Raw genomic sequence first — 17852 nt, 5'->3', positions numbered from 1 at the left:
TCGGTATGATGGATTTATAAACCTTTGTCGGGAGTTCTAATAGGCGTTAGGGTTTATAGGTAGAAGGAGAGTATTAAACCAGTGATGCCAATGAAAAGAAGTCAACAAGTGGCTGGTTTCTGTGCACCGTTGATAGGGTTAGGTGGAATATTCATGGCAGTATTCATACATCGCTCTTGGTGGAGCCTCACAGACAATGCTATAAGCGACCTCGGAAAAGTAAACCTGCCCTATAACTGGGTGATGAACGTTTCACTTGTAGTTGCGGCGATTTTGGGTATCTATTATGCCTTGGGGCTTTTCAAGGAGGCAAAACACCCTACAATGAAGCTTGGAATCTGGATTTTTATCCTTGGCTTGATGTTTCTGGCGGGAATTGGGATTTTCCCTGAAGGAACCTCCCCTCATTATTATGTCAGCTGGGGTTTCTTCATCACGGCAAGTTTTGGGATGCTGGTGGCTGGAATTGGGTTATATCTTGGAAGAGAGAAACAACTTGGGATTATAACTGCCATAATATTCGTTCTTAGCTGGATTCTTGGGCTTTGGGCAATGAAGGTCTTTAGAGGAGTGGCAGTTTCAGAATTCATAGGCATCTTTGGAATAATTGCATGGCATTACATGGTACTTGCAAAAATCTTAAGGAAAGAGAAGGAAATATGAGATTTTCCACTCTCTTTAAATTTTTTCTGCATCCCAAAGTGCTAATCCATTCTCCTGAACCTTTCTTTCCAGGGGTTCTCCAAGCAGTTCGTGAATGATGACCTCAGCGACAAATACCTCTCCTTCAATTAAATGACCCCCCAATACCCTCCCCTCTTTGTCTCCTAAAGCCACATGGATATGGGCAAAAGGCTTCCCATCTTTCAGACTTATGTTGCCCAGCGCAGAAAGGAGCTCATAAGTACCGCTTAACTCAATTACCTTATATTTGCCCTTTTCCTCTTCAAAATATCCGATTTTTGGGTTTCTTAGTGTCCCAATTGCTGCCACTGTTCCAATAAGAACGTTGTTTTTTTCTGCGAATTTGTTGATGAATGTTAGGAACTCTTCTCCTTCTGGAATTCTAAACATAAAGTTTCTTCCTCTTGAGAATCTCATCTTCCTTCACCTCAAAAAAGATATGGTGAACAGAATTTAATCTTTTTGGAACAACGTTAGCGTTCTAAGACTATCTCAGCATAGCTCCTCGGGTCTTCCCAGACCCTAACTTTTATTCGCTTTACATTTTCTCCGGCTTTTTCTGCTATCCTCTTTGCAAACCACTCCGCTATGAGCTCGGCAGTAACATTGGGAGCATCGACTATAACTACTTCTTTTTTTGGAAGTTTGAGCTCTTTGTCATTCTGAACTATGATTATGTGATCCCCCTCCTCTTTGATCCACTCGATACTTGTTAAAATGCGGTGATCGACTTCCTTAATGAGATTGCTTAAGTGATTGAAATCAAAAATCATACCCCTCTCATCTAAGTCTCCCCAAATCTCAACATCGACGTTGTAGGTATGCCCATGAATTCTCAAGCATTTGCTGTCGTAAGGCAGAGCCAAAAAATGCGAACTGTCAAAGTCTTTGTGCCATCCTATCTTTCTCTCTACAACTTTAAATTCCATCTCACCCACCACAGAAAGTTCTTTATGACAAGTTATTAACCTTTCTTAAGCACCTCACCTTTTTAGATCCTGATGAACCGTGAACCTCTGATGTCCTCTCTGTTAAAGGTATGCTTTTCAAAGATATGCTGCTTAAGCTCTTCGAGGCTCCTTGCTCTGTACCCGCAGAACGGACACACAAACTCAAAGCTCTGAGGCTTTATATACTCTCTCATCATCCCCATCAAAAATTAATTCTGCCTCATATCTCTTAACATTTCCGTTGGTGTTGACCTCCACAACAACTCTGGCAGGGAAATCTTCAATTCCTACCTTAACCTCTTTCTTCACTATTGCCTGAGTAAAAACATCCCCAGTTCGCTTGAATTCAAAAATCAAGGTATCTCCTTGTATTTTATACCCTTCATAAGTTATGCCACCCATTTTAAACGTTGCTTGTAATACCACTACTCTCTTCTCTTCTTTGATATGGCTCCAAGTGGCTATTGCTCCACCAACAATAAGCAAAACAATAATTGTCACCATCTTTTTCATTTTCCCACCTGAAATTAAGTTTTGCAGAACTTTCCTAAAAAACCCTTTGACAGTTTCAAGTTGAATTGAAGGGAAATCCCTATAAAGTCTGAATGAAAAATTCTTGCTTGGTGTTGAAATGCCTTGGGGAACAGGAAGAGGTAGAGGCAGAGGGCGAAGAAGGAAGATGCGCTTTATTGGCCTCATCCCAGAGATTAAGCACTTCTATCCAGCGCGCCCACCTATTGGACCACCTCAGCCGCCGATTTTCATGACATACGAGGAGTTTGAGGCATTGAGATTGGTGGATTATGAAGGACTAACCCAGGAAGAGGCAGGAAGGAGAATGGGTGTTTCGAGAGGAACGGTCTGGAGAGCTTTAAGCTCAGCAAGGAAGAAAGTTGCACAAATGCTCGTTGAGGGAAGGGAGCTGATAATTTTGGCACAGGGAAATGAGGTGCCAAAAACCCAAAGCTCGGATAACGAGGAATAAATTATCTTAGTAGCCATGGATTCCCGATGTAAATGTTTTTCAGCCCAGCCTCCTGAGCTGCTTTGTAAACCTTTTCCATTTGCCTCCTGCTTGTTGTTGGAACATCATACATTAAATGTTGGGGGGTAAAAGCCAACAGCACATAAGGGGTTTCTGGATTTATTCCAGCTATATACCTTGCAATATTAAACACCTCATGCTCATCAATGTAGTGGGGAACCACAAGAGTGCTGACAACCAGAAGAGGTAGCTCTCTTCCTTCACTCATCTTTAAGACAAGCTTGATGTTCTCTTTTATCCTTTTGATGGCTTTTTCCCCATTTATCCCTGTCAGAGCCTGATAAACACTTGATGTGTATGCCTTCCAGTCGATCTTAACAATCCCTCCGCTTTTAAGGCTGAGCTCTGCCATTTTCGTCATAATCTTCGGATTTTCCAAGCCATTTGTCTCCCAGCAGATTCTTTTCATTTCTTTACTTTCTTCAGCCTGCTTTAGAATTTTTCTTGAGACTTTCAGAGCATAAATGCTGTGCGGTGTTGGATCACCTCCGAAGTAGCAGACACAAGTAACCCGTCTCTGCATAGCGATATTTGCAAGCTCATCTGTACTTAACACAATGCCTTCCCTTAGGTCAATTCTACCCTCTTTTATCATGTATTTGTGCTGAACATTCTGGCAGAAGAGGCAGTCCAAGTTGCATCCAGCATAAAATACAGCTAAGTTGTAAAAGCCGTAATGCTCTCTCTCAGGACAGATGGGCTCAGCAACGCAGTTTGTTGGATGAGGGTCGAGATACCAGTGGAGGTAAGCTTTGTCAAATGTCCCGGTTATTGTGGTCAACATTCCACCTTTGTTCCATATTATTCCGCAGTAACCTGAGCCACCTCTTGGGATATTGCATTCATTAACACATATTTTGCATTGGAGCTCTCCATCCTTTGGTGGCTCTGGAGGAAGCCCTATAAGTTCACGCCACTTGAAGTGACTTTCCATTGCTGTTTTCAAAGCTTGATCATCTTTTCTAAGGCAGTTAACACATACTCCAATTGATTTGCTTATCTCTTTGGACTCATAACCACACAACTTGCACTTTGCCATTTCAAAAATATTAACTGGTATTTGGCTTTAGGTTTATCGGTAGTGTTTAACAACTGAGACTTAAGATAAAAATAGAACTTAAAACTACTCCAAAATCTCATCCTCCACAGCTTTTGCAATTTCCTTAAGTGCTTTGCTGGCTTTTGACTCCGGAAATGCTTCAACAAATGGCTTAAGCATGGTCATACTGTATGGAATTGCCCTATCGTAGGGTATTTCACCCAAAATTGGTATCCCCTCCTGCTCTGCAAACTCATAAAGTCCTTCAAAGCCAGGGTTTATGTCTGCTTTATTTATTATCAAATAAGCTGGTTCCCTGAAGTGCTGGACAACCTTGTAAACCCTTTTAACATCACTCAGTGATGCTGGAGTAGGCTCTGCAACAAGAATGGCAACATCTGCTCCGCCAACGCTGGCAATAACCTGACATCCAATTCCTGCCGCTGAATCGACTATCATGTGATCCAGTTCTTGCTCATACATTATCTTCTTTGCCCACTCTTTTTCCTCTGTAACGAGCTTTCCAGAGTTTGGTCTCCCCACATCTAATTGAGCTGAAATCAATGGAAATCCATACCCTGTTGTTGTCTTTCTAATCACTCCAGAGCGAACTTCTTCAAGAGTTATTGTCCCCCTGACTGGGCACACAAGTTTACAGACTCCACAGCCTTCACATGTGAGCTCATTCACAACATATTTCCCATCCACAAGCTTTATGCTTTCATAGGGACATCTCTCATAGCAAATACCACATCTAATGCACGTATCTTGATCTATCCTTGCAACTTTGGCTCCTGTTAGCTCTTTCTCTTCTTCCCACTTTTTGACTCCAAAGAGCAGGTGGAGGTTTGGAGCATCAGCATCGGCGTCAACTGCTATAAGCTTGTACCTGTCCTTGAGCAGATATATGAGTGAAGCCGCAACTGTTGATTTCCCAACTCCACCTTTACCGCTTGCAATGACAATCTGCATTTTAATCACCTCAAATAGCTGACAACCTCTTCAGCAAGCTTTCTGAAAATTTCCGCTTCCCCACAATCGCTCAAAACAATTGGTCTTCCTTCAACGTAGCTCTTGATTATGTTTTCACTATAGGGAATCTCAGCAGTAATTCTGGCATTATATCTTCTTGCAAGTTCTTTCACGTCTTCTTTCTTTCCTAAATCGCTTCTATTGATAACAACCCATGCCTCAATCCCCATAATATCTGCGAGCTTGAGGATTAGCTCTAAGTCATGAAGACCTAACGGCGTAGGTTCGGTGACAGCGATAATAAGCTGGGAATCCTCTAAAGCTTTAGAAACAGTGTTGCTCGTTCCTGCCGCAGTATCAACTATCAAAAGTTCTTTATTAAGTGCCTTTGCCCTTTCCTTTGCTGCAACGACGATAGGCATCGCTCTCTCTTCACCCTCCAACAGTTTGCCTGTAACCAACTGGAACCCATATGGAGTTTCGGTTAGATATGTGTGGCCCATCAGCTTTTTACCTTCCAAAATTGCTCCTTCAACGGGGCAGACTATCCGACAGGCACCACAACCGGAACATAGTGTAGGCATTAAAAAGGGTGTTCCATCTCTCATAGTGATTATTGCATGTTCTTCACAAACCTCAGCACATCTTCTGCACTTAATACATTTGGAATAGTCAAAACGTGGCATAAAAAGCTCAACAGGTTCTTCATTTTGAAGTTCTATCCCTAAGAGTATATGGTCGTTAGGGGCTTCCACATCTAAATCCGCCAAAGTCAGGTCAAAGTAATTCCTCAGAGCAATAGCCAAGTTAATTGCTATTGTTGACTTTCCAGTCCCCCCTTTTCCTCCGCTAACTGCTATCTGCATCCCAACACCTCCTGAATTAGGGGAACCTAAAAGTTTAAAAATTTTGTGCGTATGCAAAAATTGTGAAACCATCTCTCAGAATTTTATGAGAATTTTGACGTTAATTGGAAGTAATATTTAGCATTTGTAATAATCTTAATTTTTTGTATAATATATAGTATCTGCTAAATTAATATCTAAATATGTAACATTTGATTGATTATAACAAATTACAAAATTAAATTTATTAAAATAGTAGAAACCATAGAAATTTTACAAATTTGGATAATAATATTTTTATGTTTTGGAGGTTTTAGACAATGTCAGTTGTCTCCTGCATGGGAGCATCAGTAAGTGGGCATGCTTTCATGCTGCATTATTCGGGTAGCATTTTTATTCTCTAACCCCCGCTTTAACACCACAAAAATTGGTTACGATTTATGGTGGTTATTTTTCATATTTGTAACATGGGCCGATACAACTCTCTCCCAGACGTTTGTTATAAATATTAATTATCTCTTTCGATAGTTCTGGGTTGTTCTGTTCTATGTGGTGGACATTTATTACAAATGCTCTTATGATGCTATCTCCAAGTCGCACAGGTTTTTTGGGATAACCAGCCTCTTTCAAAACGTACTTTTCCAATGGGGAGAGGCAATTAACCGGGATCACCAGTTCGAGGTATCCATTTTTTTGGTTTTCTCTGAAAAATGGTTGGGTAATATTTCGGTAGAGAACCGCTTGTTGGAGCTTTGTCATGATTATCTCAATTGCAAGAGGGTTTAGGTAGGTATACTTTACAGTATTGGTCATTGTATTCACCTGGTACTCATCCCCTTCCATACCATGATTATTTTGCATCTTTTTAAACTTTGTTAATTTTACCACTATACATAATTGTCATATAATATGCCTTATATCTAAAATCCTTGAACAGATGAATACAGAGAGATATGAAATAAACAATGCATTGAAAGAAAAGAAACAGATCAATGACCCTTATAGCTCTTCCAAAGCCCAATGACAAATGCAGGGCCGAGGAGTAAAGCTGGTGTTGCAATGCTCTCCATATAGATATAGAATGCCACTGCTCCGAGGGTAAAAGAGATTATGTTTAATGCAAGCATTAGCCTTTTATCTCTATTCCGACCCCTTGAGACGATATCTGACCCCACTTGTTCTATTGACCAAAAAGCAAGTAGCATGTACCCTATTGCTGCTGGTAACGCCAGTATTCTTGATATCCCTCCGGAAAAGGCTCCAATGAAAAGAATCACCAAAGCAGCTCCTGCATAAAATATGAAGCCCAATATCTCCAGCATTTTTTGGTACACCTTAAATTTTATGGTATGGTGTGTTTTTAACTTTTGTCATATGAGTTATTCCGATTTCTCTAAAAGGGCGTAGAAAAATCCTATAGTACCATGTCTATGTGGATATGCCCTCATGGTACCTTTTAGCAGAGGAGATTCATCGTATGGGCCGTTTAGAGGTATTAATCGGAAATTATCATACGTCCCTAAAAACCATTCTATGTTCTCTTCATTCTCTTCAGGAAAAAGGCTGCATGTTGCATATAGTAACCTACCTCCTGGCTTTAAGAGCTGAGCAGCGACTTTAAGCAGGTCTTTTTGCAGCTCGGCAATTTCTAAGATCTTATTTTCCCTTAATCTCCACCTTAACTCGGGGTTCTTGCCTATGGTTCCGGATGACGTGCATGGAGCATCTAATAGAACTCTATCCGCAATTCCCCTTCCAAGAATTTTGGGAGCTTTTCTACCGTCTTTCCTGATTATTTTGACTATGTTTACGCCCATTCTTTTTAGAATTTCTTTCATCCGCTTTATTCTGAATTCATCAATATCGAAAGCATAAATTTTTCCTTTATTCCTCATAAGTTCTGCAATGTGGCTTGTTTTACCTCCCGGAGCTGCGGCTAAATCTACAACAGTCATTCCCGGCTTGGGGTCGAGAATTAGGGAAGCTACTGCACTTGCCTCTTCTTGTACCAAAATCTTCCCTTCTCTGAAGAGTTTGCTCCTATCAAAATCGTACGGTCCCTTTATTTTCACTATGGTTGGAACCCTTTCGCTTACTTTTACTTCCTTTCCTTCGCTTCTTAGAGCTTCTACTACTTCATCTACAGTGGTTTTGAGGGTATTCACCCTAATGCTTGTCCAGCTGTGTTTTGAGTTCACAGCTTGGAAGAACTGTTCCGTTTCCTCACCCAATAACTTCTTAATCCTTCTTATAAGCCAAATGGGTGCAATATACTTCCATTCGAGGAATTCATCTCTACTCTTGGGTCTTGGTTTATATCTAATGACTTTATCAAAGATATCCCAGTAATACATGCCAACGTAGGGATGTGTCTTGGAGGATATGAAGTCTGATCCTTTCCATTTTAGAGCCTTGAGCGTACCGGGTTTAGAATGATGGAAGAGTGACACATCTACTACAACCCTTAGAGCTGCTCTTAACCAGGGATCCAGAATTAGAGGATTAACACCAACAATGTCATTAATCACCCTATCTATTAATCCTTGTTTTTTCATAATGTCATAAAAGAGCATTGTGAGCATTCTGTTTAAATAATACTCATCAATTTGGTGTTTTTTGAATGCTTCTCTCTTTGCATATTGGCTGGGCTTTATAATCTCCGCTAACCTAACTGCCTCAATTAGAGCTCTAACTCCTTTTGGAGGGATAGATAATTTCTTTTCTCCCTCTTTTTCTCTCTCAATGAGCTGTATTATGGCGTTTGAAATCTCTTCCATACTATTCTCCCCTTTTTGGGTTATGGGGTATGTTATTAAATCTTTTCGCTAATTTTAATCTTTTATGTCGTAATTTTTTTAGATTTTTTACTATCTCAAATCTAACATTCTATTATAATCTATCAAAGTTTAATTTTTTATAAATAATAAAGATTAATAAATACTCTAAATAAAGGTTTTGAATTAAAATTTATAAATGTACAAGCTATACAACTATAATAAGTAGAAATTCTCTGAAAATGTTGAGAGATGCTCAATAATGGATTTATAAAATAACAAAAAGTTAATAAAAATAAACATAGCAAAAAACAAAGACCTAAGATCTTTGAGCTTCTTTCTGTTCAATTTCTTCTATATACCGAATTACACCATCTACTATCTGGGGAGCAAGTCCAATGTAGTTCTCTGGCTTTAACCCCTTAAAATCCTCATCATCTAAGTATTCTCTCACAACTTCATTTTCCTTAGCAATCTCAATTAAGTCTCTCTTTTCATAGAATGCTTTCATGGCGATTTGTCTAACAACTTCATGAGCCTCTTGTCTTCCCATTCCTTTCTCTGTTAACTTCAGCATCAATGGTTCTGCCATTATAAGGTTGTTTGTTAAGTAGAGGTTACGTTTTATGTTTTCAGGGAAAAATTCCAAGCCAGAGAGCACTTTTTTCATATTTTTTAGCATTTCATCCAACAGCATGAATGTTTCTGGAAGAATTACTCTCTCCACTGAAGAGTTTGTTAAGTCTCTTTCGTGCCATAGCGGGTTGTTTAGAAGTGCCGGGATAACATTAGAATATATAATCCTCGCAAGTCCACATATTTTTTCGCTCCTTATTGGATTCCTCTTGTGAGGCATTGTTGATGAACCAACCTGCTTCTTTCCAAAAGGTTCGCTAACTTCAAGAATTTCAGTTCTTTGGAGGTTTCTAACCTCAAGGGCAATTTTGTCAAGGGTGGATGCGATCAAAGCTAAAATCATGACGAGCTCAGCATAAATGTCTCTTTGGATTATCTGATTGCTTATTCTTGCAGGTTTTAGCCCTAAATCTTCCATAACTAAACGTTGGACTTGCAATCCTTTTTCTCCGAAAGATGCCATAGTCCCAACAGCACCGCTCATCTGTCCGACTAAAATTCTTTCTTTTGCTTGCTCTATCCTTTCAATGTGTCTCTGTATCTCATCGAGCCATATAGCAAACTTCATCCCGTATGTTGTGGGAACGGCATGCTGTCCGTGGGTTCTCCCAATACAAGCGGTGTGTTTGTGTTTTTTTGCGAGTTCTTTTAGGATTGTTCTCAGTTCCCTCAGATCTTTAAGAACTATCCCCAAGGAGTCTTTAATAAGAAGAGCATTTGCAGTATCAATTATATCATTTGAAGTAGCCCCAAGGTGAACGTATTTACCATGCTCACCGCAAACTTCGCTTAAAGCTTTTACAACAGCCATAATATCATGGTGGATTTCAGCCTCGATTTCTTTCACTCGTTCAAGCTTGACGTATTTTGTATTGGCCTTTTCGCTTATTACTTCTGCACTTTTTTTGGGGATATTTCCGACTTTCGCATGTGCTCTCGCTAAAGCCGCCTCAACATCAAGGAGTTTCTGTAACTTGTTTTCCTCTTCCCAGATTTTTCTCATTTCTTCGCTGCCATAGCGATAATCGATTGGATGAACAGCCATGATATCACCAAATTGATGTAATAATTTTATCTTAAAAGCATTTGCCATGAACATCTTTATGTCTAAGCGATGGAGAAATCCATGGTACATTTTTGCTGAATATTCAACCCACCGAAAAGTATTTAACGTAAAACTCACGAAAAGGCTATGACAAAACTTTCGGAGGTGCCAAAGATGGCAGAAGAGCATGTTGTTTACATCGGAAAGAAGCCTGTTATGAACTACGTCCTTGCCGTTATAACCCAGTTCAACGAGGGTGCAAAGGAGGTCTCAATTAAAGCAAGAGGGAGAGCTATAAGCAGAGCTGTTGACGTTGCAGAAATCGTCAGGAACAGGTTCTTGCCAGAGGTTAGGGTTAAGGAGATCAAGATAGGCACAGAGGAGCTCCCAACTGCAGACGGAAGGACAGCAAACACCTCAACAATTGAGATCATTTTGGAGAAGCCATGAAGTTAATAGTTTAGCTTTTCTTTCCTTTTCATCACTTTACAGATTTCTAAGTTTTAATTCCAGACTTATTTGAAGTAAAAGAAAATCTTAATATTTATTGCCTGCTTAGTTCTATTGGTGAGTTTTGTGGAATTTGAGACGATCAGCGTTGATGATGAGAAGGCTAAAGAGCTTGCTCAAATACTTATGAACGAGAAATCATTGGCCATTCTGAAGCTTCTTCAGGAGAAAACACTTTCTCTTTCTGAGATTGCCAGAGAGTTGGATCTCCCTCTTTCAACGGTTTCGTATCATATTGATAAGATGCTTAAAGTTGGATTGGTCGAAGTTGCAGGCAAGAGGTATGGAAAAAGGTTACAAGAAGTCAAACTTTACCGTGCATCCCCTAAACCTATACTCCTCCTTCCAAGAAAAATGTCTGTGAAAGAGAGGATATTAAGAACTTTTGAGAAAATTCAGGTAATCAGCTTAAGTATTGCGGGTTTAATTGCTTATGGGGTCTATACTCTTTCAAAAGCTGCGTTTGCTCCTGCCGAACAAGCTCCAAAGGTTATAAAGGGAGAAATAATGAAAAACGTTACTCAAACTGTAGCGGAAAATGTTACCCAAGTAATGACGATCCAGAGAGCTCCTGAAGCAACAACTACAACGACCACTGTGTCAACACTCCAGAAGGCTGTAACTCCGCAGCTGGCACATCTCCCTCACGTAATTGGAATTATAACGTTCGTAATACTTTTCTTAGCGTTCACACGCTGGTTTGCAAGAAGAAACCTCTAATCCCAAAACATTTTTAAGTTTCCCCTCATATCTCCACATGAATAGGAGGGAATAGCAATGATGCCAAAGATAACTGTGGAGCAAGTGCTTAAAAGAAAGGCAGTGGTAGTTAAGCCGGAAGATACCGTTGATAAGGTTGCGAAGATTCTGGCCAAAAATAAGGTTAGCAGTGCAGTGATTGTTGAGAATGATGAAATCATTGGGATAGTGACGGACAGGGATATTTTGGATAAGATTGTTGCCAAGGGTAAGAATCCAAAACATATTAAAGTCAGGGAGATAATGACTAAGAATCCGGTCAGAATTGAATATGACTATGACATCCAAGATGCAATTGAACTGATGATGGACAAAGGTGTTAGGAGAATACTTGTTACAAAATTGGGCAAGCCAATAGGATTTGTAACTGCAGCTGACCTGCTTGCAGCCTTGGCAATGTACAACAGTGAAGAGCAGGAAGTGGAATCGGTGGAAAGCGAAACTGAGGTCTACGGTATCTGTGAAGTTTGCGGACAGTATGGGCCGCTTTACAGGGTATACATTGGTGGACAGGAGAAATGGGTCTGTGAGAGCTGTAAAGACTCCATAGAGCAATAAATTTCAAACTATTAATTTTTAACTGCTTTAAGGTTAGTTGATCTGTTGCTTTTCTTTTTGAGTGTTGTGTTTAAGCCAAACTTTAAAAAGTTTCCAGATTATTTTCACCTTAGGAGGTGAGAATATGGAAAAGAAGACTGGAACCACAACTGTTGGAATTAAAGTTAAGGAAGGTGTCGTTTTGGCAGCTGATACTCAGGCTTCTCTCGACCATATGGTCGAAACCCTCAACATCAAAAAGATCCTCCCAATCACAGATAGGATTGCAATAACGACTGCAGGAAGCGTTGGAGATGTCCAAATGCTTGCGAGGATGCTTGAGGCAGAAGCTCGGTATTATCAGTTCACATGGGGAAAGCCGATGACTGCAAAAGCCATGGCAAATCTCTTGAGCAATATTTTAAATGAAAATAAATGGTTCCCTTACCTTGTGCAGATAATTATCGGCGGATACGTCGAGGAACCAACTTTGGCAAATCTTGATCCACTTGGGGGCTTGATATTTGACGACTACACAGCAACGGGTTCAGGTTCGCCTTTTGCAATAGCGATTCTTGAAGAAGGTTATAGGAAGGATATGAGCATTGAAGAGGCAAGAGAATTGGCAATTAGAGCTGTTAGAACAGCTGGAAAAAGAGACGTTTACACTGGAGACAGAAAAATCCAAGTGGTTGTAATTACAAAAGAGGGGATGAAAGAGGAGTTCGTGGAATTCAAAGAATAAAGATAGAACAAAAAGCACTTATCTGAGTGCTTCTTTGATTTCTTCTTCCAATCTCATTTTGCCCGCTAAGAATAATCTTTTCTCCATTTCTTTTATCACGGGGCTTATTTTAGGTTCAAATTCCATTTTTGCCAGGATGTCTTTTTCTACGTCTACACTTGGAGCAACTTCCTCAAGAACTAATCCCTTTTTCGTCAGTTTAAATACTGCTCTCTCCGTTACATATATGACCTCTTGACCTCTTTCTAAGCCAACTTTACCATTATAAACTATTTTGTAGACTCGATTTACGAATTTGATAATGCTACCGTCTTTAATGATTTTCAATTGTCCATTTTCAACCCTGATATCCCTCTTTCCTGCAGTAAATCCTCCAGCAAAGATTATTCTCGGAGAACCAAATGATATCACTGGAAAACCTCCAGGCCCGGGCAATCTGCCCGGCAAGATTGAAGGATTGACATTTCCATGCCTATCCACCTGCATGAATCCTAAGCTCGCAGCATCAATAACACCACCTTCATAATTGGCAAACTGATCTGCCATTGAAATTATAGCAAATGGTCCTATTGAGGCTCCAAAATCTGGTCCGCCTAATGCGACACCCCCAAAGGGTCCTGATTCAACTGTGGTGAAGAGGTAATCTTGGATGCCTTCCTCGGTTGCAATTGCCGCTACCTCTGATGGGACGCCGATTCCTAAGTTGACTAAGATTGGTCTGCCGAGCTTTTTGATGATCCCAACCATCTCAAGCAGAATTCTTCTTGCAATGACTTTTCGAATATTTAGTGGAATCTCTGGGACTCTTGGCTTAGCTGGAGGAATAATCTCACCGGAAATTCTTGGGTCATACTGAATGTTTGCACTCTGCTTGTGGTATTCCTTTGGAGCAATGACTACATAATCCACTAGAGGTGCCGGAACTTTCACATCTTGAGGGTGAAGAGAGCCGAATCTTGCAATCCTTTCAACTTGGGCAATCACAATCCCTGAATTTGGCAGAGATTTAGCAGCCTGGGCCATATTTAAAATGTCTGTAAATGCTCCTTCTCTCTCTGTTGTTATGTTCCCAATCTCATCGCTCGTTGTTCCCCTTATGAATGCAACATTTGGCTTCGGAGCGGTGTATAGGAGATATTCATCTCCGTTAATTTCGATCGGCTGAACTTTACATCTCTTCTTTTCTTTTGCGAGGTCATTTAAATATCCTGCATCCTGCCTTCCATCAAGGAACGTCCCTATCCCAACTTTGGTTATAACTCCTGGAAAACCTCTCGCAATTTCTCTGAAAAACCACGAAGCCGTTCCGATAGGCCATGTGTATCCTTCAATTTTATTTTCTTGAATCAGCTTTTGCAGATAGGGAGACCAGCCTGGATATGTAACAAGGATTCCCGAGAGGAAATCTTGATCTGGATCATTGTAAATTTCTTTCATTATACTATCGAGAACACCGTTTGGGGCTGTTGGAATTGGATTGACTTCCAGGAAAATATTCTTCGGGTGTCCTGTCTCTTTGTAGTGCTCAAACAGTTTAAGAAGCAGATACTCCGGGGCAACAAGTAAGTTAAATCCTGAAACAGCTATTATTGAATTGTCTGGAATTTCATCAATTGCCTCGTTTATCTCCACAATCCTTCCCATGTAGCGGCACCAAATGTATTATAAGCGTATTTCACTAAATAACCTTTCGAAGGTGGAAGATGTGAGAAAGAAATCTGGGTTAATAACATTGACATTAATCATTATTCTTATTGCATCATTTTATCAAATTAGAGTTGGTTCAATAGATGAGAGGGCAAAACAAGTACTCCAAAAGGTTCAGGAGATTGAGAGTGAAGTTCAGGAGATTAGAAATCTCTCATTCAAAGAATCGCCTAAAATAATTGTGATTACAAGACAAGAAGCCCTAAAAAAATGGGGCCCTTCAGAGGAGAATATATATGAACTTAGAATGTGGGAGGCAATCTATAAGATGACTTTTCTTGTCCCTCCAAGCTATAATTTAACAAAAGAGAAAAAAGAGCAAACAGCTTCATGGATTGCTGCAACCATAGGGAATAAGGTCTACATCATTGAAGAGAACTTCTTGGAGAGTGGGGAAACTGCTTATAGAGTTGTTGCTCATGAGCTAACTCATGTTTTGCAGAAGCAGAATTTTAACGCTCCTTATTCTGGGCCAACTTTAGATTCAACCCTCGCTATAAGGGCCTTGGTTGAAGGGGATGCTGACTTAGTCGCTGATTTATACTGCAAAAGGCACTACATCCCAATAGAGAAGATAACGGCTCTATACCTCGAAGACCCCGTTTGGAGCTTAAACGCTTTCCCTTACGTTTTTGGCGATAAATTTGTGCAGTATCTCTACGAGAAAGGTGGTTGGGGTTTGGTTAATAGTGCATACTCAAAGTTGCCAGTCACGACTCAGCAGGTAATGAACCCAGAAATGTATCTGAGCTATACATTGCCAGAAAATGTGAGTTTAAGCGTTAGAAATGGTGGGGTACTCCATGAAGACACGATGGGAGAATTCTATGTTTATTTGCTCTTACTTGTTAATAATTATGAGGAAAAAGAAGCAAAGGAGATTGCAGATGGGTGGAGGGGGGATAAGTTAATTTTGGCTCAAAACTCTACAAGCTTAATCTTGGCTTGGAAAACTGCTTGGAGAGATGAGAGCAGCGCTGAGAAGTTCTACGCTGCACTCAAAACAATTGGAGATAACTACATTAAGGCACATCCAGAATTTGGACTATCATTTACAATTAAGCAGGAAGGGAGATATGTTATGTTTACAGCGGTTAGGAGGCTGAAGAATGCTTAGGTGTACAGCTTGCGGTAGAGAGTATTCTCTGAGAAAGCCATATCAAAGGTGTGAGTGTGGAGAACCTTTAGAGCTTAAGCTTTTTGAAGGCTTTGCTGGAATCGGAAAAAGTGTTTGGGAACGTTTTGTTCAGTTCTTTCCTTTTGAACTTGACTTGGATTTGAGCTTAGGGGAAGGGGATACTCCACTTATAAGAGCAAGGAAGCTCTCAAAAGAGCTCGGAATTCAGCTTTATTTAAAAAACGAAACTGTTAATCCAACTTGGAGCTTTAAGGATAGGGGAACATTTTTGGGAATCCACAGGGCTTTGCAGCTTGGCTTTGACAAAGTTGGAACTGTTTCAACTGGCAATATGGCTGCAAGTGTTGCAGCTTATGCATCGAGAGCAGGGCTGAAAGCTTATATTCTCGTTTCTTCATACATAGCAGAGGAAAAGCTCAAGCAGATTGCTGTTTATGGAGCTGAGGTTATAAAAGTTAGAGGTGATTACGGAAAACTCTACTATGAAAGCCTTAATCTTGGACAGAAGCTTGGCATCTACTTCATAAATTCTGACGATCCATTCCGTATAGAGGGATATAAGGGTATCAGCTTTGAGATTGTTGAAGAGGTCATGCCAGATTACGTTGTAGTTCCAACGAGCTCTGGTGGTCTGATTAGAGGGATCATAAAAGGCTTCCTTGAGCTCAAAAAGAGTAAGCTTATTGATAAGTTGCCAATGTTTGTTTGTGTCCAAGCTGAAGGTTGCTCACCGATTTACAAAGCTTTCATTGAAGGGAAAGAAAAAATTGAAAGATTTGAAAATCAGCACACGATAGCGCATGCAATTGAAAATCCATACCCGCCGAGCGGAAACGCTGTATTGAGGCTTTTGAGAAAGCTCAACGGCATGTGTGTTGCTGTTAGTGATGAGGAGATCCTTAAAGCTCAGAGGATGCTGGCTCAAGAGGGTGTATTTGTCCAGCCAGCTTCTGCAACTGGTATAGCAGCTGTGAAAAAGCTCAGAGAAGAAGGCAGAATTAAGGGAGATGAAAGAGTTGTGAGCATACTAACAGGAGCTGGGCTTAAAACACTGCATCAGTTGGGGAGATTTGAAGTTAGAGAATGTGAAATGAAAAGGCTGAAAGATTGTTTGGTAGGGCAGATCTAAGTGTCAGGGGGTGTAGCTATGAGAAAAATCAGCAGCGTTTTGGTTATAGCAATGTTGCTTGCTGTATTCTCTGCGGGCTGTATGAGTGAGCCTAATCCAAAGGCTGATCTTATGGAGCTTAACTCTGCGGATAGCTTAACAACAGGTTTTTCAATCAAAATGTTTGATCCTAACAGTGCTGGAGTTTATGACATGGTTGACATGTGGGTCAGCGTTGAATCTAAAAACGGTAAGATTGTGAGGGAGGCGATAAACTTTACAGTAACAATGTTCACCCTAAAAACTCACGGATATATATACTTTGAGAATGAGAGCACCTTTAGGGGGTATTTTGCAATCGATGATCCAAGAAATGCAACCTTATATACTTCTGAAAAAGAGTTCATGAACAAAGTTGGTACGTTTGTGACACTCACAGTTCCAAGGGACGACCAAGGCTGGATAATTAACAGCGACATCCTCAAAAAACTTACATTCAAGAAAACTGGAAATAATGAGTACACAGCTATAATGAATGTCACAAATAAGGAAGATCTTTCAAAAATCATGGGCACTGAGATCACAGAAGAGGACATGAAGAAACTGGAAAGCTTTCAGTACAAAGTTGAAGTTGTTTACAGGGATGGTAAACTCCATACAGTGAGGCATTACCTCATCTATAAGACGCCTAATGTTGAAAAACCACTGATGTATATAATTACTTACAGTGGAGTGAAAAAGGGTTTCACAAAGCCAGGATGGGTAGATGAAATGATGAGCTCTGAGAAGTGAGGCGCAGGCTTAAGTCATAGAACATCAAAGCTAATTTCGAGCAACTCTTTGCTCTTTCTGAACCTCACCTTCTTGATTTTTATCTTTCCAACTTCCCGTGTTGTTTTTGTGTGCTGTTTGTTGCATGCATTTACATTCCAGTTTTCAATAACAACTACTTTTAGTGTCTTAATCTCTGGGGGAATTGGAAATAGATCATACATATCCTCACCAAATCTCTTTTCAGCTTCTTCTCTCGGCAGTTCATATACATGAATGGGGACATTTTCCTTAACTTTCTCATTTGCCATCCTCTCAATTTTAGCAATTTCCTCTTGGGTGGGTTTTCGATCAAATTTGACTGTTAATCTTCCATGATTTCCGTTGACATAAACGCTTGCAGTCCACTTTGCTTTTTCTCCAAGCACTTTGACAACTGCACCCTTAACAACATGGAGAGCAGTGTGGGTTCTAACTTCAAGTTCGTTCATTTAGAGACACCGAAAATTAGATGGCATTGGGGATTATTAAGTTTGCCGGTAATTGTGAATCAAAGATTGCCACCTGATTTTCGAAGCTTCTTCCAA

At 40.2% G+C, this 17852-nt stretch carries 22 protein-coding genes; 9 read left to right on the top strand and 13 right to left on the bottom strand.

All coding sequences use genetic code 11. The features are described from left to right. The first annotated feature begins 90 nt into the window (after positions 1–90). Entirely contained in the window at positions 91–663 is a 573-nt protein-coding gene (locus TERMP_RS05055) for a DUF998 domain-containing protein (protein ID WP_048159764.1), read from the top strand. A 15-nt stretch (positions 664–678) separates the two neighbouring features. Here the strand turns inward: TERMP_RS05055 and TERMP_RS05050 are convergent, their stop codons facing one another. From TERMP_RS05050 to TERMP_RS05040, 4 genes are all read right to left on the bottom strand, one after another. Next, a complete protein-coding gene (locus TERMP_RS05050; protein WP_013467286.1) occupies positions 679–1101 on the bottom strand; it encodes a PPC domain-containing DNA-binding protein in 423 nt (140 codons plus the stop codon). Between the two features lie 56 nt (positions 1102–1157). After that, positions 1158–1613, bottom strand: a complete 456-nt coding sequence (locus TERMP_RS05045) for a 6-pyruvoyl trahydropterin synthase family protein (protein ID WP_013467285.1) — start codon at positions 1611–1613, stop codon at positions 1158–1160. A gap of 62 nt (positions 1614–1675) precedes the next feature. After that, positions 1676–1837 (bottom strand): hypothetical protein, encoded by a 162-nt coding sequence (locus TERMP_RS11585; RefSeq protein ID WP_164491878.1) that lies wholly within the window; start codon positions 1835–1837, stop codon positions 1676–1678. Beyond that, the gene (locus TERMP_RS05040; RefSeq protein ID WP_013467283.1) at positions 1797–2147 is read right to left on the bottom strand and encodes a hypothetical protein; all 351 of its coding nucleotides are present in this window, start codon (positions 2145–2147) and stop codon (positions 1797–1799) included. Before TERMP_RS05040 ends, TERMP_RS11585 begins: the two co-directional genes overlap by 41 nt. Before the next feature lie 118 nt (positions 2148–2265). On the opposite strand from TERMP_RS05040, the gene TERMP_RS05035 reads away from it, so the two are divergent. Next, positions 2266–2619, top strand: a complete 354-nt coding sequence (locus tag TERMP_RS05035) for a DUF134 domain-containing protein (RefSeq protein ID WP_048159763.1) — start codon at positions 2266–2268, stop codon at positions 2617–2619. Between the two features lies 1 nt (position 2620). Here TERMP_RS05035 and TERMP_RS05030 read toward each other — a convergent pair whose 3' ends face one another. The 7 genes from TERMP_RS05030 to purB form a co-directional block, all read right to left on the bottom strand. Further along, positions 2621–3718, bottom strand: a complete 1098-nt coding sequence (locus tag TERMP_RS05030; protein WP_013467281.1) for a radical SAM protein — start codon at positions 3716–3718, stop codon at positions 2621–2623. Between the two features lie 84 nt (positions 3719–3802). After that, positions 3803–4690: a P-loop NTPase gene (locus tag TERMP_RS05025; RefSeq protein ID WP_013467280.1), complete on the bottom strand. Its 888-nt coding sequence runs from the start codon at positions 4688–4690 to the stop codon at positions 3803–3805. Between the two features lie 5 nt (positions 4691–4695). Then, positions 4696–5556, bottom strand: coding sequence for a nucleotide-binding protein (locus TERMP_RS05020; RefSeq protein WP_013467279.1), 861 nt, complete (start codon positions 5554–5556; stop codon positions 4696–4698). Positions 5557–5982: 426 nt separating this feature from the next. After that, entirely contained in the window at positions 5983–6378 is a 396-nt protein-coding gene (locus TERMP_RS05015) for a hypothetical protein (RefSeq protein ID WP_148221069.1), read from the bottom strand. Positions 6379–6524: 146 nt separating this feature from the next. Further along, positions 6525–6869, bottom strand: a complete 345-nt coding sequence (locus TERMP_RS05010; RefSeq protein WP_235507179.1) for a hypothetical protein — start codon at positions 6867–6869, stop codon at positions 6525–6527. A gap of 45 nt (positions 6870–6914) precedes the next feature. Further along, positions 6915–8312 carry an RsmB/NOP family class I SAM-dependent RNA methyltransferase gene (locus TERMP_RS05005; RefSeq protein ID WP_013467277.1) on the bottom strand — a complete coding sequence of 466 codons (1398 nt, stop codon included), beginning with the start codon at positions 8310–8312 and terminating at the stop codon, positions 6915–6917. Between the two features lie 316 nt (positions 8313–8628). Continuing rightward, on the bottom strand, positions 8629–9990 hold the full coding sequence (gene purB, locus TERMP_RS05000) for an adenylosuccinate lyase (protein ID WP_013467276.1): 1362 nt from the start codon (positions 9988–9990) through the stop codon (positions 8629–8631). A gap of 174 nt (positions 9991–10164) precedes the next feature. On the opposite strand from purB, the gene albA reads away from it, so the two are divergent. The 4 genes from albA (at position 10165) to psmB (ending at position 12541) form a co-directional block, all read left to right on the top strand. Continuing rightward, entirely contained in the window at positions 10165–10440 is a 276-nt protein-coding gene (gene albA / locus TERMP_RS04995; RefSeq protein WP_013467275.1) for a DNA-binding protein Alba, read from the top strand. Positions 10441–10557: 117 nt separating this feature from the next. Then, complete coding sequence (locus TERMP_RS04990) at positions 10558–11220, top strand: ArsR/SmtB family transcription factor (protein WP_308735333.1); 663 nt, start codon at positions 10558–10560, stop codon at positions 11218–11220. Between the two features lie 57 nt (positions 11221–11277). Further along, positions 11278–11817: a CBS domain-containing protein gene (locus TERMP_RS04985; protein WP_013467273.1), complete on the top strand. Its 540-nt coding sequence runs from the start codon at positions 11278–11280 to the stop codon at positions 11815–11817. Positions 11818–11941: 124 nt separating this feature from the next. Next, positions 11942–12541 carry an archaeal proteasome endopeptidase complex subunit beta gene (gene psmB, locus TERMP_RS04980; protein WP_013467272.1) on the top strand — a complete coding sequence of 200 codons (600 nt, stop codon included), beginning with the start codon at positions 11942–11944 and terminating at the stop codon, positions 12539–12541. A gap of 18 nt (positions 12542–12559) precedes the next feature. Here psmB and TERMP_RS04975 read toward each other — a convergent pair whose 3' ends face one another. Continuing rightward, positions 12560–14185 carry an acyl CoA:acetate/3-ketoacid CoA transferase gene (locus TERMP_RS04975; RefSeq protein WP_013467271.1) on the bottom strand — a complete coding sequence of 542 codons (1626 nt, stop codon included), beginning with the start codon at positions 14183–14185 and terminating at the stop codon, positions 12560–12562. A 61-nt stretch (positions 14186–14246) separates the two neighbouring features. Here TERMP_RS04975 and TERMP_RS04970 point away from each other — a divergent pair, with 61 nt between their 5' ends. The 3 genes from TERMP_RS04970 to TERMP_RS04960 are packed head-to-tail and all read left to right on the top strand — an operon-like array spanning position 14247 to position 17286. Next, the gene (locus tag TERMP_RS04970) at positions 14247–15365 is read left to right on the top strand and encodes an eCIS core domain-containing protein (RefSeq protein WP_013467270.1); all 1119 of its coding nucleotides are present in this window, start codon (positions 14247–14249) and stop codon (positions 15363–15365) included. Beyond that, the gene (gene thrC, locus TERMP_RS04965; RefSeq protein WP_013467269.1) at positions 15358–16515 is read left to right on the top strand and encodes a threonine synthase; all 1158 of its coding nucleotides are present in this window, start codon (positions 15358–15360) and stop codon (positions 16513–16515) included. The genes TERMP_RS04970 and thrC overlap by 8 nt, the downstream gene beginning before the upstream one ends. Positions 16516–16533: 18 nt before the next feature. Then, entirely contained in the window at positions 16534–17286 is a 753-nt protein-coding gene (locus TERMP_RS04960; protein WP_013467268.1) for a hypothetical protein, read from the top strand. A gap of 14 nt (positions 17287–17300) precedes the next feature. Here TERMP_RS04960 and TERMP_RS04955 read toward each other — a convergent pair whose 3' ends face one another. Next, positions 17301–17756, bottom strand: coding sequence for an alanyl-tRNA editing protein (locus TERMP_RS04955; protein ID WP_013467267.1), 456 nt, complete (start codon positions 17754–17756; stop codon positions 17301–17303). Positions 17757–17852: the final 96 nt, after the last annotated feature.

Origin of the sequence: Thermococcus barophilus MP, from assembly GCF_000151105.2 — an archaeon.
Lineage (GTDB): Archaea > Methanobacteriota_B > Thermococci > Thermococcales > Thermococcaceae > Thermococcus_B > Thermococcus_B barophilus.
The sequence above is the reverse complement of the archived record's forward strand: the minus strand, read 5'-3'. Positions and strand labels throughout refer to the sequence as shown.